15 protein-coding genes and 1 tRNA gene are annotated in these 13,719 nt (G+C 62.5%); 11 read left to right on the top strand and 5 right to left on the bottom strand.

Going from position 1 to position 13,719, the window contains the following annotated elements:
- Positions 1-8 precede the first annotated feature (8 nt).
- Positions 9-794: a twin-arginine translocase subunit TatC gene (gene tatC, locus F6X39_RS12605; protein WP_184035812.1), complete on the top strand. Its 786-nt coding sequence runs from the start codon at positions 9-11 to the stop codon at positions 792-794.
- Between the two features lie 90 nt (positions 795-884).
- Here the strand turns inward: tatC and F6X39_RS12610 are convergent, their stop codons facing one another.
- Positions 885-2,105, bottom strand: coding sequence for a Do family serine endopeptidase (locus F6X39_RS12610; RefSeq protein WP_187616848.1), 1,221 nt, complete (start codon positions 2,103-2,105; stop codon positions 885-887).
- Between the two features lie 19 nt (positions 2,106-2,124).
- Between F6X39_RS12610 and F6X39_RS12615 the strand changes: the two genes are divergently transcribed.
- The 8 genes from F6X39_RS12615 to F6X39_RS12650 all read left to right on the top strand — a co-directional run bounded on the left by F6X39_RS12615 (position 2,125) and on the right by F6X39_RS12650 (position 8,790).
- The gene (locus tag F6X39_RS12615) at positions 2,125-2,871 is read left to right on the top strand and encodes a Nif3-like dinuclear metal center hexameric protein (protein ID WP_187616849.1); all 747 of its coding nucleotides are present in this window, start codon (positions 2,125-2,127) and stop codon (positions 2,869-2,871) included.
- A gap of 220 nt (positions 2,872-3,091) precedes the next feature.
- Positions 3,092-3,712, top strand: a complete 621-nt coding sequence (gene petA, locus F6X39_RS12620) for a ubiquinol-cytochrome c reductase iron-sulfur subunit (protein WP_187616884.1) — start codon at positions 3,092-3,094, stop codon at positions 3,710-3,712.
- Entirely contained in the window at positions 3,712-5,091 is a 1,380-nt protein-coding gene (locus F6X39_RS12625; protein WP_187616850.1) for a cytochrome b, read from the top strand. The genes petA and F6X39_RS12625 overlap by 1 nt, the downstream gene beginning before the upstream one ends.
- 23 nt (positions 5,092-5,114) lie before the next feature.
- Positions 5,115-5,870, top strand: a complete 756-nt coding sequence (locus tag F6X39_RS12630) for a cytochrome c1 (protein WP_187616851.1) — start codon at positions 5,115-5,117, stop codon at positions 5,868-5,870.
- Between the two features lie 95 nt (positions 5,871-5,965).
- A complete protein-coding gene (locus tag F6X39_RS12635) occupies positions 5,966-6,577 on the top strand; it encodes a glutathione S-transferase N-terminal domain-containing protein (protein ID WP_006052302.1) in 612 nt (203 codons plus the stop codon).
- Positions 6,578-6,643: 66 nt separating this feature from the next.
- Positions 6,644-7,141: a ClpXP protease specificity-enhancing factor gene (locus F6X39_RS12640; protein WP_187612902.1), complete on the top strand. Its 498-nt coding sequence runs from the start codon at positions 6,644-6,646 to the stop codon at positions 7,139-7,141.
- Between the two features lie 19 nt (positions 7,142-7,160).
- Positions 7,161-7,236, top strand: a tRNA-Thr gene (locus F6X39_RS12645).
- A gap of 429 nt (positions 7,237-7,665) precedes the next feature.
- Positions 7,666-8,790 carry a methyltransferase gene (locus F6X39_RS12650; RefSeq protein ID WP_187616852.1) on the top strand — a complete coding sequence of 375 codons (1,125 nt, stop codon included), beginning with the start codon at positions 7,666-7,668 and terminating at the stop codon, positions 8,788-8,790.
- A gap of 15 nt (positions 8,791-8,805) precedes the next feature.
- On the opposite strand, the gene F6X39_RS12655 is transcribed toward F6X39_RS12650, so the two are convergent.
- Entirely contained in the window at positions 8,806-10,077 is a 1,272-nt protein-coding gene (locus F6X39_RS12655; protein ID WP_187616853.1) for a TIGR03862 family flavoprotein, read from the bottom strand.
- A 441-nt stretch (positions 10,078-10,518) separates the two neighbouring features.
- Here F6X39_RS12655 and F6X39_RS12660 point away from each other — a divergent pair, with 441 nt between their 5' ends.
- The gene (locus F6X39_RS12660) at positions 10,519-10,728 is read left to right on the top strand and encodes a DUF1059 domain-containing protein (RefSeq protein WP_090805487.1); all 210 of its coding nucleotides are present in this window, start codon (positions 10,519-10,521) and stop codon (positions 10,726-10,728) included.
- Between the two features lie 135 nt (positions 10,729-10,863).
- Here F6X39_RS12660 and F6X39_RS12665 read toward each other — a convergent pair whose 3' ends face one another.
- Positions 10,864-11,184 (bottom strand): DNA-binding protein, encoded by a 321-nt coding sequence (locus tag F6X39_RS12665; RefSeq protein WP_090802066.1) that lies wholly within the window; start codon positions 11,182-11,184, stop codon positions 10,864-10,866.
- 387 nt (positions 11,185-11,571) lie between these two features.
- Here F6X39_RS12665 and F6X39_RS12670 point away from each other — a divergent pair, with 387 nt between their 5' ends.
- Positions 11,572-12,414 (top strand): class I SAM-dependent methyltransferase, encoded by an 843-nt coding sequence (locus tag F6X39_RS12670; RefSeq protein WP_187616854.1) that lies wholly within the window; start codon positions 11,572-11,574, stop codon positions 12,412-12,414.
- Positions 12,415-12,434: 20 nt separating this feature from the next.
- Here F6X39_RS12670 and F6X39_RS12675 read toward each other — a convergent pair whose 3' ends face one another.
- Both F6X39_RS12675 and F6X39_RS12680 read right to left on the bottom strand, forming a co-directional pair.
- Positions 12,435-12,989: a DUF1415 domain-containing protein gene (locus tag F6X39_RS12675; RefSeq protein ID WP_187616855.1), complete on the bottom strand. Its 555-nt coding sequence runs from the start codon at positions 12,987-12,989 to the stop codon at positions 12,435-12,437.
- A gap of 77 nt (positions 12,990-13,066) precedes the next feature.
- On the bottom strand, positions 13,067-13,714 hold the full coding sequence (locus tag F6X39_RS12680) for a TetR/AcrR family transcriptional regulator (protein ID WP_187616856.1): 648 nt from the start codon (positions 13,712-13,714) through the stop codon (positions 13,067-13,069).
- Positions 13,715-13,719 lie beyond the last annotated feature (5 nt).

Here is a 13,719-nt window from a genome sequence, read left to right on the forward strand (position 1 = left end):
GGGCCGGTGTGAGCGACCCCCAGCAATCCCAGAACGAAGGCACTGAAGAGACCTTCATTTCCCACCTCGTCGAACTGCGTGACCGCATCATCCGTGCGGGGCTCTCCGTCGTCGTCGTGTTCATCGGGCTCGTGTACTGGGCGCCGGACATCTTCAAACTGCTCGCCCGTCCGCTGATGATGAATCTGCCGAAGGACGGCAAGATGATCGTCACCGACGTCACCGGCTCGTTCTTCGTGCCGATGAAGGTGACGATGCTGGTCGCCTTCGTGATCGCGCTGCCGGTCGTGCTGTACCAGATCTGGGCGTTCGTCGCGCCTGGGCTCTATCAGCACGAGAAGAAGCTCGTCGCGCCGCTCGTCGCGAGCAGCTACACGCTGTTCCTGTGCGGCATGGCGTTCGCGTACTTCGTCGTGTTTCCGACCATCTTCCGCGTGATGGCCCACTACAATGCGCCGCTTGGCGCGGAGATGACAACCGATATCAACAATTACCTGAGCTTCGTGCTGACGATGTTCATCGCGTTCGGCGTCACGTTCGAGGTACCGATCGTCGTCGTGCTGCTGGTGCGGATGAACGTGGTGACGCTGAAGAAGCTGAAGGAGATCCGGCCGTATGTGATCGTCGGCGCGTTCGTGGTGTCGGCCGTCGTAACGCCGCCGGACGTGTTTTCGCAGCTGATCCTCGCGGTTCCGCTGATTCTGCTGTACGAAGCTGGCATCGTCGCGGCGCGGTTGATCGTCGGCAAGCAGCCGGTGGTCGTGGAGGATGCGAGTCCGCCGCCGTCCAGTTGAGGTGTCGCGAGTCAGTGCCGGGCGTCAAATGAAAAAGGGCAGTTCATTGCGGACTGCCCTTATTCATTGCGTGGAATCGCGGCATTAGCTTCAGCCGCCTTCGTCATCCGGCCGATCGCCGCCGTTGTCGTCTTCCGTCTGTTTCGGCGGCGGCGGGCGTTTGCCGATCTTCACGTCGAGATCGATCTGATGACCTTTGCGCACCAGATGCACTTTCGCCGCCGTACCGGGCTTGATCTGCGCGATCACGTTCAACAGACGCGTGGTATCGGTGATCGCCTGGCCGTTTACGCTCGTCAGGATGTCGCCGGGCTTGATGCCCGCACGGTCGGCCGGGCCGCTTTTCAGCACGCCCGCGACAATAGCGCCCGACTTCTGATCGAGCCCGAACGACTCCGCGATTTCCGGCGTGACGTCCTGCGGTTCGACGCCGATCCAGCCGCGCGTGACCGTGCCGGTCGTAATGATGCTCTCGAGCACGCTGCGCGCGGTCGACACCGGAATCGCGAAGCCGATGCCGAGCGAGCCGCCCGAGCGCGAGTAGATTGCGGTGTTGATGCCGAGCAGGTTGCCGTTCACGTCGACGAGCGCACCGCCCGAGTTGCCGGGGTTGATCGGGGCGTCGGTCTGGATGAAGTTTTCGAACGTATTGATGCCGAGATGATTGCGGCCGAGCGCGCTGACGATGCCCATCGTTACGGTCTGCCCGACGCCGAACGGATTGCCGATCGCGAGCACGACGTCGCCGACGCGGGTCTGGTCCATCCGGCCGAGCGTGATGGTGGGCAGATCGGTCATATTGACCTTTAGCACGGCCAGATCGGTTTCGGGGTCGATGCCGATGACCTTCGCGCTGGCGGTGCGGCCATCGGCGAGCGCGATTTCGATCTGATCGGCGCCGTCGACGACGTGCTGGTTCGTTAGAATGTAACCTTCCGAACTCACTATCACGCCTGAGCCGAGATTCGAGGCAGGCTGCTCCTGCTGCTTGCGATTGTTCCTGTCGCCGAAGAAGTAGCGGAACAGCGGGTCTTTGGCGCGCGGGTCGGGAGGCAGCGAGCCATCCTTGCTGGAGAACACGTTGACGACCGCGGGCATGGCCTTTTGCGCCGCTTCGGCATAGGACGTTTCGGCATGGCCAGTGCCGATGCCCGGCGCCACTTCCCGTAGCGCGACGATCGGTTCGGCGAGTTGTCTGCCGAATTGTCCTTGACGCTGCAGCCACTGCGGTTTGAGGGTCGCAATGATGAACATCAGCGCCAACAGCACCGTCACCGCTTGGGCAAATAACAGCCAGAAGCGTCTAAGCATCTGAAGACTAGAGGTCTATATGGATCGGATTGAACTTGAATTGTACTTGAACAATCTCCTTGAAACCGCGCGCTTCAAGGACTATTGCCCGAACGGATTGCAGGTCGAAGGACGCCGCCGGATCAACAAACTCGCGACCGGCGTTACCGCGTCGGTGGCCTTCCTGGAGGCCGCGCTCGACTGGGGCGCGGACGCCGTGCTGGTCCATCACGGCTACTTCTGGCGCAACGAGGCACCGCAGATCACCGGCCGCAAACATGCTCGTTTGAAGCTGCTGCTCGCCAACGACCTGAACCTGTTCGCCTACCATCTGCCGCTCGACGATCATCCCGAGTTCGGCAACAACGCGCAGATCGGCGAGAAGATGGGCTGGATCAGCGACGCGCGTTTCGGCGAGAACGATCTCGGCTGGCTCGCCACGCTGCCGATGCCGATCACGCTGTCGCACCTCACCGCGGAGATCGCGCAGACACTGGGCCGCACGCCGCTCGTGTTCGGCGATCCGGATATGGAGCTGCGCCGCGTCGGCTGGTGCACGGGCGCCGCGCAAGGCATGTTCGACGCGGCGATCAACGCGGGTGTCGACGTCTACGTGACCGGCGAGGTATCGGAGTCGGTGATGCATACGGCGGCGGAAAGCGGCGTCGCGTTTCTGGCAGCTGGCCACCACGCGACCGAGCGCTTCGGCGTGCAGGCGGTGGGCAAGCATCTGTCCGAATCGTTCGATATCGAACATCTGTTTATCGATATTCCCAATCCCGTTTGAATTGCGAATTGCATTAACGAAGAACAAAGCAGGAATACCGCAGAAGGCACTTAAAAGGAGGTGCGAAAAAGTTTGCGATCGGTACGGACAAACCCTGAGTTATCAAGGGCTTCGCACGGTTTTTGGCAATCGGCCCTTGTAAATGGCGACTCCATTCGAGCAAACTAGCGGCGGTAGAAGCGACGTGAAGGAAAAATCCAACTCAGAAGTGGGGCGTGTGATGCGAGACAAAGAAGAGGAACGCGTCGATGGCAGCCGCCGTAACTGGCTGGTAGCGACGACCGTAGCAGGCGGCATAGGAGGTGTTGCCGTTGTCGTACCCTTTGTTAGTTCCTTTGCACCATCCGAAAAGGCCAAGGCCGCAGGTGCCCCGGTCGAAGTCGATATCAGTGGTCTGAAGCCCGGCGACATGATGACGGTCGCCTGGCGCGGCAAGCCGGTGTGGATCATCAACCGCACGGACCGCATGCTCGTCGATGTTCAAAAAGCCGACAGCCAGGTAGCGGACCCCCACTCGCTGAATCCGTTTTCGATGCCGCTGCCGGACTACTGCAACAACGAATTCCGTTCACGCGCCGAGAACAAGCATCTGCTGGTTGCCGTCGCCGTTTGCACGCATCTGGGCTGCACGCCGACGCCGCGCTTCCAGGAAGGCCCGCAGCCGAATCTCCCCGACGACTGGCCCGGCGGCTTCCTGTGCCCGTGCCACGGCTCGACCTACGACATGGCCGGCCGCGTCTTCAAGAACAAACCCGCTCCGCAGAACCTCGACATCCCGCGCTTCATGTTCACGTCGGCGACGGCCCTTGTGATCGGGAAGGACGAAAAAGGAGAAGCGTAATGGCGAGCGAACACGAAGTAGAGACGACCGGGCTGGCTGGTTGGATCGACCAGCGCTTCCCGATGACTGCCACGTGGAAGAAGCACGTTTCCGAGTACTACGCGCCGAAGAACTTCAACTTCTGGTACTTCTTCGGTTCGCTTGCGTTACTGGTGCTGGTCAACCAGATCGTCACCGGCATTTTCCTGACGATGAACTACAAGCCCGACGCGACGCTCGCGTTCTCGTCGGTCGAGTACATCATGCGCGAGGTGCCGTGGGGCTGGCTGATCCGCTACATGCACTCGACGGGTGCGTCGATGTTTTTCGTCGTCGTGTATCTGCACATGTTCCGCGGGCTCCTGTACGGCTCGTACCGCAAGCCGCGCGAACTCGTGTGGATTTTCGGCTGCCTGATTTTCCTGAGCCTGATGGCCGAGGCGTTCTTCGGCTACCTCCTGCCGTGGGGCCAGATGTCGTTCTGGGGCGCGCAGGTGATCGTGAACCTGTTCTCGGCGATTCCGTTCATCGGGCCGGACCTGTCGCTGTGGATTCGCGGCGACTACGTGGTCTCCGACGTCACGCTGAACCGCTTCTTCGCGTTCCACGTGATCGCGATTCCGCTGGTGCTGATCGGCCTCGTGATCGCGCACCTCGTCGCGCTACACGAAGTCGGCTCGAACAATCCGGACGGCATTGAGATCAAGGCCAAGAAGGGCCCGGATGGCGTGCCGCTCGACGGCATTCCGTTCCACCCGTACTACTCGGTGCACGACTTCATGGGCGTGGCGATCTTCCTGCTGATCTTCGCCGCGATCATCTTCTTCGCGCCGGAAATGGGTGGGTACTTCCTTGAAGCCAACAACTTCATCCCCGCGAATCCACTGCAGACGCCGCCGGAAATTGCGCCTGTGTGGTACTTCACCGCTTTTTATGCGATGCTGCGCGCCACCACCGATCCATTCAAGATCGTGCTGATGATCGTCATCGCGCTACTCGGGTTGCTGGCGCTCGTGCGCGCGCGCGGCAAGTGGAAGCTCGGTCTGCCGGTGCTTGCGGTGCTGGTGATCGTCGCGATGGTGTTCACCGAATCGAAGTTCTGGGGCGTCGTGGTGATGGGCAGTGCGGTGATTTCGCTGTTCTTCCTGCCGTGGCTCGACCGGTCGCCGGTCAGGTCTATTCGCTACCGGCCGTTCTTCCACAAGGTTTTCTTCGGGATCTTCGTAATCGCGTTCCTGACGCTCGGCTTCCTCGGCACGCGACCGCCATCGCCGGCCGCGACGCTGATCGCCCAGATCTGCGCGCTGATCTACTTCGCGTTTTTCCTCGGCATGCCCTTCTGGACCCGGCTTGGCAAGTTCAAGCAGCCGCCCGAGCGGGTGCGGTTCAAGCCTCACTAATCGCGAGCCAGGAGAACATGAAGATGAAAAAACTGCTTTCGATGTGCGCGCTGGTCGGCGCGACCATGCTTGCGCTGTTGGCCGCTCCGGTTCACGCGGACGAGAATTTCCCGCTCGATCGCGCGCCGGACAACACGAACAATTTCGCTTCCTTGCAGCGCGGCGCGCAATTGTTTGTAAACTACTGCCTGAATTGCCACAGCGCGAACCTGATGCGCTACAACCGCCTGACCGATCTCGGCATCACGCCGAAGGAAATCCAGGCGAACCTGCTGTTCACCACCGACAAGGTCGGCAACACGATGACCGTGGCAATGCGCCCGGAGGACGCGAAAGCGTGGTTCGGGGCGACGCCGCCGGATCTGTCGGTGGAGGCGCGGGCGCGCGGCACGGACTGGTTGTACACGTACCTGCGGAGTTTTTACCGCGACGATACGCGGCCGACCGGCTGGAACAATCTGGTGTACCAAAACGTGAGCATGCCTCACGTGCTGTGGCAGCTTCAGGGGCAGCGTGCGGCGAAATTCGGCGACGAAACCGACGAAAGAACCGGCGAAAAAGTACACAAATTCCTCGGCTTCCAGCAACTGACTCCGGGGACGATGTCGCCGGTAGATTATGATTCTGCTGTGGCCGACCTCGTGTCGTACCTGTCATGGATGTCCGAACCGACGCAGCAAACCCGCAAGCAACTTGGCGTGTGGGTGCTGTTGTTCCTCGGTATCCTGAGCTTTTTCGCCTGGCGACTGAACGCCGCGTACTGGAAACATATCAAATAATCACGCCGCTACATGGCGTGGGGCCGGCGCCAGGAAAGACCTGCTGAACGGTTTTTCCGCGCGCTGGCCCTTCAGCTTTTTGAGGAAACGTAAACATGATGGTTCTGTATTCCGGCACTACTTGCCCGTTCTCCCAGCGTTGCCGGCTGGTGTTGTTCGAAAAGGGCATGGACTTCGAGATCCGCGACGTCGACCTGTTCAACAAGCCGGAAGACATCGCCGTGATGAATCCGTATGGTCAGGTGCCGATTCTCGTCGAACGGGACCTGATTCTGTACGAATCGAACATCATCAACGAGTACATCGACGAGCGCTTCCCGCACCCGCAGCTGATGCCGGCCGATCCGGTCCAGCGCGCGCGTGCCCGCCTGTTCCTGCTCAACTTCGAGAAAGAGCTGTTCGTCCACGTCGGCACGCTCGAAAACGAGAAGGGCAAGGCAGCGGAGAAGAATCACGAGAAGGCGCGCCTCGCGATCCGCGATCGCCTGACGCAGCTCGCGCCGATTTTCCTGAAGAACAAGTACATGCTCGGCGAAGAGTTCTCGATGCTCGACGTCGCGATCGCACCGCTGCTTTGGCGCCTTGACCACTACGGTATCGAGCTGTCGAAGAACGCCGCGCCGCTGATGAAGTACGCCGAGCGCATTTTCAGCCGCCCGGCTTATATCGAAGCGCTGACGCCGTCGGAAAAGGTGATGCGTCGTTGAGTTTGGCTTTGGAGCGCGGACGTCGCATCGCTTCGATGCGCGCCCGCGCCCGCAAGAGGACTGTTGATGCAAGAGATTTCCACGAAACCTTATCTGTTGCGCGCGCTCTACGAGTGGTGCACGGATAACGGCTACACACCGCATATCGCGGTCCGCGTCGACAATCAGACGCGCGTGCCACGTCAATTCGTGCGCGACAACGAGATCGTGTTGAACATCAGCTTCGAGGCGACCAGCCAGCTGCAGATGGGCAACGAGTGGATCGAGTTCAACGCGCGCTTCTCCGGCAAGTCCCACAAGATCGAAGTGCCGGTCGCCAATATTCTTGCGATCTACGCGCGCGAGAACGGCCAGGGTATGGCGTTCCCGGTCGAATCGGCGGGCGGCGAGGCTCAGGATTCGGGCGCGGATGCCGCGGACGAAGCTGACACGCCGGCGGCTCCGCGCGCCGTCGAAACCGCCCCCGCCGACCCTGCCGAGGCCACCGACGCCGACGACAAACCGCAGCCCGACGACGATGGCTCGAAAGGCGGCGGAAGGGCTCGCCTTAAGATCGTGAAATGAAGTAGAATCACGGCCTCATGCCGGCTTAGCTCATCAGGTAGAGCGCTTGACTTGTAATCATGAGGTGGCGGGTTCGAGTCCTGCAGCCGGCACCAGATTGCTTTATCAGCAGTAACTGGAAATGCTAGAAAACCCCGTCGAAGCACACGCTTTGGCGGGGTTTTTCTTTTTCGGTGGAAATTGCCCGGATCGTTGCTGATGCCGATCACCGAAGCCTTGGCCAGGCTTGTTTGCGACGAGGGTTTCACGCACGTCAAAACGTGCGAGGGCAGCGTGAGGTGAGCCGCGCGATGGCTCAAAAATCATGATATCTCTTTCACCTTGTCGATTGTAGACATTATTGTCTACTTTCGGTGCGTCCAGACTCACCTCATCACCGTCACCAATTCATGCCGCGCCGCGAATCCGCACGGCGGCGGTACGGTACTATTCGGGCGTCGCCCGGGATGGCCGGCAGCCGCCGGACGTCCGGTCCGCTGTCGCGGTCCACGTCGCCGGCGACGTCACATCGACTCCATTGCACCATGACCAGCCCCGCAACTCTCACCTGGCCAGAAGCCGACGGCCCGCGCACCGCACGCTGGCGTTCCGAAGCGGCCGTGCCGCCGCCGAAGCGCGTCGTCGTCGCCGACGACCGCACCACCGCTGATTCGGCCTACCGCCTCGCCTGCGAAGGCACCGCGCTGCTGTGGCGCGGCGACTTCCAGAACGCGCGCCAACTGCTGCAGGCCGTCATGCGCCGGCTCGAACGCAAGCCGCGCAAGCAGGGAGCGACACCGCTCGACGCGTTCAACCTGCATCGGCAGGCGCAGTCGCAGCGCGCGCGCACGCTCGGCATGATCCTGATTCCGCTCGATGCCGACTACACCATTCCGCTGCGTCGCGCGCCCGACGTGCGGCAGGCCTGCATCGAAGCTTATGGACCGGCGAGCGGTGACGCGTCGGTCGTGTCGTTGCGCGAGTTGCTCGGTTTGATCGGCGCGCACGAATGGCGCAAGAAGGGCGTCGAGATTACGGCGCTCGGCGAGCGCATCCATCCGCACTACGGTGTGTTCTCACCGGTGCGCGGCGAGTACGTCGATCTGGTCGCGCGCACGCCGCTACCGTCGCTGGACCTCGCGTTCGACATCGGCACCGGCACTGGCGTGCTGGCCGCGCTGCTGGCCAAACGCGGCGTGCGCAAGATCGTCGCGACGGACCAGGATGCGCGCGCGCTTGCGTGTGCTCGTGAAAATCTCGCGCGTCTTGGTTACGCCGAGCAGGTCGAGATCGTGCAGGCCGATCTGTTTCCGGACGGTCGGGCACCGCTTGTCGTCTGCAATCCGCCGTGGGTGCCGGCGCGGCCCGCGTCGCCGCTCGAATACGCGGTCTACGATCCGGACAGCCGCATGCTGGTCGGTTTCCTGAACGGCCTCGCCGATCATCTGATGCCGGGCGGCGAGGGCTGGCTGATCCTTTCGGATTTCGCCGAGCACCTTGGGCTGCGTACGCGCGAGTGGCTGCTCGCGGCGATCGAGCACGCGGGGCTCAGTGTCGTGGGACGCGAGGACATTCGTCCACGGCATCCGAAGGCCAGCGATCAGAACGATCCGTTGTATGTTGCGCGAGCGGCCGAGGTCACGTCGTTGTGGCGGCTCAAGGCGCGGTGACGGCGACTGCGCGCGTCACGCCGACTTGCCGTGCGCTTCCAGATACGCGCATGCGCCCCGGCCAGCGACCAGCCCGCTGGCAAAGCAGGCGGTTAACAGATAACCACCGGTCGGCGCCTCCCAATCGAGCATTTCGCCCGCGCAGAATGCGCCGGGCATCCGGTCGATCATCAGATGCGCGTCCAATGCCTCGAACGGGATTCCGCCCGCCGTACTGATCGCTTCCTCGATCGGTCGCGCGCGCAGCAGTCGCATCGGCACCGCCTTGATCGCGTGGGCGAGGCCGCGCGCATCGGCGAAGGCTTCTTTCGACAGAATCTCGTGCAACAACGCGAGCTTGACCCCGCCGATTCCGATTCGCCCGTGCAGATGACTCGCGATCGAGCGTGAGCCGCGCGGCCGCGTCACTTCCTCCACGACTCGCTCGAGCGGCAAGCCTGGCGCGAGATCCAGCGCAATCGTGACCTCGCCGCCGGCGAGGATTCGCTCGCGGATCGGCGCCGACAACGCGTAAATCAGGCTCCCTTCGAGGCCCGTTTCGGTCAAAAGTATTTCACCTTGTCGATTGTGGACTTTTCCGTCTACACCGGTGACGGAAATCGCGACCGTCTTGATCGGCTGACCCGCGAAACGCTCGCGCAGATACGGGCTCCAGTCCGCGTCGAAGCCGCAGTTCGCGGGACGCAGCGGCGTCACCGGCACGTCGCGCGACGTCATCAGCGGCACCCACGCGGCGTCGGAGCCGAGACGCGGCCAACTGGCGCCGCCGAGCGCGAACACGACCGCGTCGCAGTTGATCGTCTGCTCACCGTTGGGCGTGTCGAAGCGCAACGCGTGGGCGGCACCGTCTTCGGATGTTGACGCCCAGCCGCTCCACTTGTGACGCATATGAAACTGCACACCCGCTTCGCGCAGCCGATGCAGCCACGCGCGCAGCATCGGCGCGGCCTTCATGTCGGACGGAAATACGCGCCCCGAACTGCCGACGAACGTCTCGACGCCCAACTCGCGCAACCATGCGCGCAGCGCGTCGGGACCGAACGCGTCGAGTAACGGCGCGATGCGCTCGCGGCGCGAGCCGTAGCGGTCGAGAAACGGCGCGAGGGCTTCCGAATGTGTGATGTTCATGCCGCCTTTGCCCGCCATCAGGAATTTGCGGCCGACCGACGGCATCGCGTCATATACGTGGACTTGCACGCGGCGCCCGGCAAGCGTCTCGGCGGCCATCAGGCCGGCGGGGCCGCCGCCGATCACGGCGACGCGGGCGGAATCGAGCGAGAATGACATGCGGTTCAGCGGATCAACGGGGAGAAAAGGCGGTGCGCCGCGGTGACCGAACGGATATGCGGCGCGAAGGGCGCTATTGTCACACCGTGCGCGGCGCGCGGCAAACGCCGACAAACTCTGTCGAACTGTGCTCGGTACTGGCAAATAGGCGGCTATTCGCCAGGCGACCGGGCTCGATCGCCCCAGACCGGAAAATACTGGATTCAGTCTTTCTCCCGGCCGTTGCGCATCGCGTTCACCGCTTGGCTAGTGCCGCACGCGACCTATACTTTTCAAACATCTTCCATCGGACGCCGTTCGGGTCGTTCCTCGCGTCAATCCCCAATCACGTTGCTTGCGACGCAGCCGCTGCGGCGCGCTTCACTGCCGCGCGCCGGCAGCCGACGCGAAGCGCCTGTTGAATCGTTGGAAGAGTCGATCGTCTGGTTCAAGGAGATTGCCATGACCCGCAAATATATCGACTGTCGCGAGTTTCCGAGCGAAACGAACTGCACTGTCGCGCTATCCGCCGACAGCGACGGCGAACTGCTCGAAGCCGCGGTCCAGCATGCCGTCAGCGTTCACAAGCACGCGGATTCGCCGGAGCTGCGCGAGCAGCTGAAGACGCTATTTCATGAGGGAACGCCGCCCGTCGAGGCGCGGCACGCTTGAGACACCCGTGGAAGGGGAGTGTGGAAGCCCGCGTCGCGAGCGGCATCCAGCCGCCCGCGTGCGAGCGTGTTGCAGCAGTCTTGTGGTGACACGAGAAACGCGATACCAAGCCAATCTAACCAGGATGCCGACGCGCTAACCCGGATACGCCTCATCGACCTTCAGCCCGGCGAGCTTGAAGATCACCCGCAACGTCTGCGGCTTGATGTCGCGTCGCGACGCGAGCGTCGTCATCACGAAGTCGAGCACCTTGGCGTACTTGAGCATCGTCAGGCAGGTCTCGAGGTCGACGTTGCCGTCACGCATAACCTCGGCGAGCCGCAGCATTTCCGTGGAGATGTCGCGAGCCATCTCCAGTTCGAGTTGCTGTTTCTCCGACCATGCCGGCGCGGCGGTGAGCTTCGCCATCATTTCCTGAAACTTCTGTTCGACATTTCCGTTGGGTACCGTATCCATTGCCGCCTCTTCTGTGATCATCCGAGCGCGCGGCCCGTTGCAAAGCCGGCCGCTGCTGGTTACGTAACGTTCGCCCCTTGTTGCGGGACCGCTCTCCCCACATGCATCCGGTTCGCGTGTCCGGTTGCACGGCCGGACAGCTTCCTGTTTTCGGCGACGCGGCTTGCACCCGCAGGCTCAGCCGGCGCTCAAGCTGTTTTCGGCCATTCTCGAGACACTTCCGTGCAGCGCCTTTCGAGCAGGAAGTGTTCCCAGTGGACCGCCTGTCTCGCGTGATCCGGACGGCGTACTCGCTGGGATTGCCGCACTTTGGGTAAACTGGCAGCAACTTTTCTCTTTTTCCGTCATCTGTCGCACGTTCGCACTGCAATTGATGGCGGCCCATACATGTCCGGCAAAACCCACGAAATCCGTCCCAACCAGTCCGTCGAACTGCTCAAAGAGCTCCACATCCTCACGCGCGACGGCAAGATGAATCAGGACAGCCGTCGCAAGCTGAAGCAGGTCTACCATCTGTTCCAGTTCATCGAGCCGCTACTCAAGGACCTGAAGGACCGGCAGGGGGCGCTGACGCTCGTCGATCACGGCGCGGGCAAGTCATACCTCGGTTTTATCCTGTACGACCTGTTTTTCAAGGAGTTTCAGGATATCGCTGGTGGGGCTTCGCACATTTACGGCATTGAAACGCGCGAAGAGCTGGTGACAAAGTCCGAAGAGCTGGCGGCGCGGCTCGGCTTCAAGGGGATGTCGTTTCTGAATCTGTCGGTGGCGGAGTCGATCACGTCGACGCAGCTGCCCGCCGAAATCGACATCGTGACCGCGCTGCACGCGTGCAATACCGCCACCGACGACGCGATCCGTTTCGCGCTCGAAAAGCACGCGAAGTACATCGTCGTCGTGCCGTGCTGCCAGGCCGAGGTGGCCGGCGTGCTGCGGCAGAACAAGGGCAAGGATCTGAAGAACGCGCTGACGGAAATCTGGCGGCATCCGCTGCACACGCGCGAATTCGGCAGCCAGATCACGAACGTGCTGCGCTGCCTGCAGCTCGAAGCGCATGGCTATCAGGTCAGCGTGACCGAGCTGGTCGGCTGGGAACACTCGATGAAAAACGAGTTGATCATCGCGCAGTACAAGGACCTGCCGCGGCGCCGGCCCGCTGAGCGGCTCGGCGAAGTGCTCGACGCGCTCGGGCTCGATGCGCTGAAGGAGCGATTTTTCGTGCCGGCCTGAGGCGCGGCCAGGCGCTTCATTTAGCGCTTCATCAACGCATCCCAGCCCGCGAGGCCAATTCGCCGCAGCGTTTCCTGATTGCGCTCGTAGATTTCTTCCGCGTCGGGAAAGGCCTGCACGGCCCGCTCGATGCTGTCCTCGCGCAGCAGATGCAGGATCGGATAGGGCGCCCGGTTCGTGTAGTTTTCGATATCGTCGGGCTCGCTGCCTTCGAACTGGTAATGCGGATGAAAGCTCGCGATCTGGATGACGCCTTCGAGCCGTAGCTGCTGGACGAGCCGGTCGGCGAAGAACAGGCAGTCGTTGAAGCCGAGAAAGTCCTCGAACGCGCGCGGCAGGATCAGCAACGTCGTGTCGATGGCGGCGGGGTCGGCGGCGACGAGGGTCTGCAGCTCGGCTTCCAGGTCGGTCAGCACCGCTTCGAGCGTGTCCGCTTCGCTGAGCGCATAGCGAATCTGCCCCTTTACATGCACGGCCTTCGCGAACGGACACAGGTTCAGGCCGATCACGGCCTCCGTCAGCCAATGACGGGTCGCGGCGATAACGGCATCGTGGAATTCGGCGGGCAACGGCATGGCGGGACGGATGTGACGGGAAAACGCACAATTCTAAAGGACCCAGCTGACCTAAAGGACCCAGCTGACGGACTGGCTCAGCGAACCGGCTTCTCCGCGCAAGCGGCCGCTATCAACTGCGCGGCGATTTTCGGCGCGGCGAGGATCGGCCCGCAGCCCGGCCCGTAAGTCTGGCTCGCCGCGTACACGCCCTCGATCAGCAGACCGAGCCCATCGGCCAGCGCTTGCGGATCGTCGGCGCCGGCCGCCGTCGACAGTTCGACGAGGCGCGCCATCAAGCGCTGTTTGTTGCGGAACACGAACTGCCGCGCCGGATGCGCGGTATCCGCAAACTCCACCGACACGTTCACGAACGGGCAGCCGCGGTAATCGTCGACCGAGGCGCGCACCGCGAGGTCGTCGAAGTACTGCTGAAGCTGCTTCGCCGGCTCGTCCGGATGCTTCGCGAAGCTCTTCTCGACGTAGCGGAAGAACTGCTCCTCCTTCTGCTCAAGATACGCCATCACGAGCTCGTCCTTCGACGAAAACTGCCGGTACAGACTCATCTTGTTCACGCCCGCGCGCTCGACCACCGCATCGACGCCGACCGTGCGCACGCCCTCGCGATAGAACAACTCGCTGGCCGCGCGCAGCAGATGCAGCTGCGCCTGCGGCCCGGCGGTCTGTGCGCCGCGCGCGCGCCGCGCACGAGTAGGGGCGGGCTTGGGGGTTTCGCTGTCGGACATGGCAA

The sequence above is a fragment of the Paraburkholderia sp. UCT2 genome (genome assembly GCF_014397665.1).
GTDB lineage: Bacteria > Pseudomonadota > Gammaproteobacteria > Burkholderiales > Burkholderiaceae > Paraburkholderia > Paraburkholderia tuberum.

Excerpts from the sequence above, each read along its gene's own strand:
- F6X39_RS12610 (WP_187616848.1), bottom strand. The coding sequence starts at position 2,105 with ATGCTTAGACGCTTCTGGCTGTTATTTGCCCAAGCGGTGACGGTGCTG.
- F6X39_RS12615 (WP_187616849.1), top strand. The coding sequence starts at position 2,125 with ATGGATCGGATTGAACTTGAATTGTACTTGAACAATCTCCTTGAAACC.
- petA (WP_187616884.1), top strand. The coding sequence starts at position 3,092 with ATGCGAGACAAAGAAGAGGAACGCGTCGATGGCAGCCGCCGTAACTGG.
- F6X39_RS12625 (WP_187616850.1), top strand. The coding sequence starts at position 3,712 with ATGGCGAGCGAACACGAAGTAGAGACGACCGGGCTGGCTGGTTGGATC.
- F6X39_RS12630 (WP_187616851.1), top strand. The coding sequence starts at position 5,115 with ATGAAAAAACTGCTTTCGATGTGCGCGCTGGTCGGCGCGACCATGCTT.
- F6X39_RS12635 (WP_006052302.1), top strand. The coding sequence starts at position 5,966 with ATGATGGTTCTGTATTCCGGCACTACTTGCCCGTTCTCCCAGCGTTGC.
- F6X39_RS12640 (WP_187612902.1), top strand. The coding sequence starts at position 6,644 with ATGCAAGAGATTTCCACGAAACCTTATCTGTTGCGCGCGCTCTACGAG.
- F6X39_RS12650 (WP_187616852.1), top strand. The coding sequence starts at position 7,666 with ATGACCAGCCCCGCAACTCTCACCTGGCCAGAAGCCGACGGCCCGCGC.
- F6X39_RS12655 (WP_187616853.1), bottom strand. The coding sequence starts at position 10,077 with ATGTCATTCTCGCTCGATTCCGCCCGCGTCGCCGTGATCGGCGGCGGC.
- F6X39_RS12660 (WP_090805487.1), top strand. The coding sequence starts at position 10,519 with ATGACCCGCAAATATATCGACTGTCGCGAGTTTCCGAGCGAAACGAAC.
- F6X39_RS12665 (WP_090802066.1), bottom strand. The coding sequence starts at position 11,184 with ATGGATACGGTACCCAACGGAAATGTCGAACAGAAGTTTCAGGAAATG.
- F6X39_RS12670 (WP_187616854.1), top strand. The coding sequence starts at position 11,572 with ATGTCCGGCAAAACCCACGAAATCCGTCCCAACCAGTCCGTCGAACTG.
- F6X39_RS12675 (WP_187616855.1), bottom strand. The coding sequence starts at position 12,989 with ATGCCGTTGCCCGCCGAATTCCACGATGCCGTTATCGCCGCGACCCGT.
- F6X39_RS12680 (WP_187616856.1), bottom strand. The coding sequence starts at position 13,714 with ATGTCCGACAGCGAAACCCCCAAGCCCGCCCCTACTCGTGCGCGGCGC.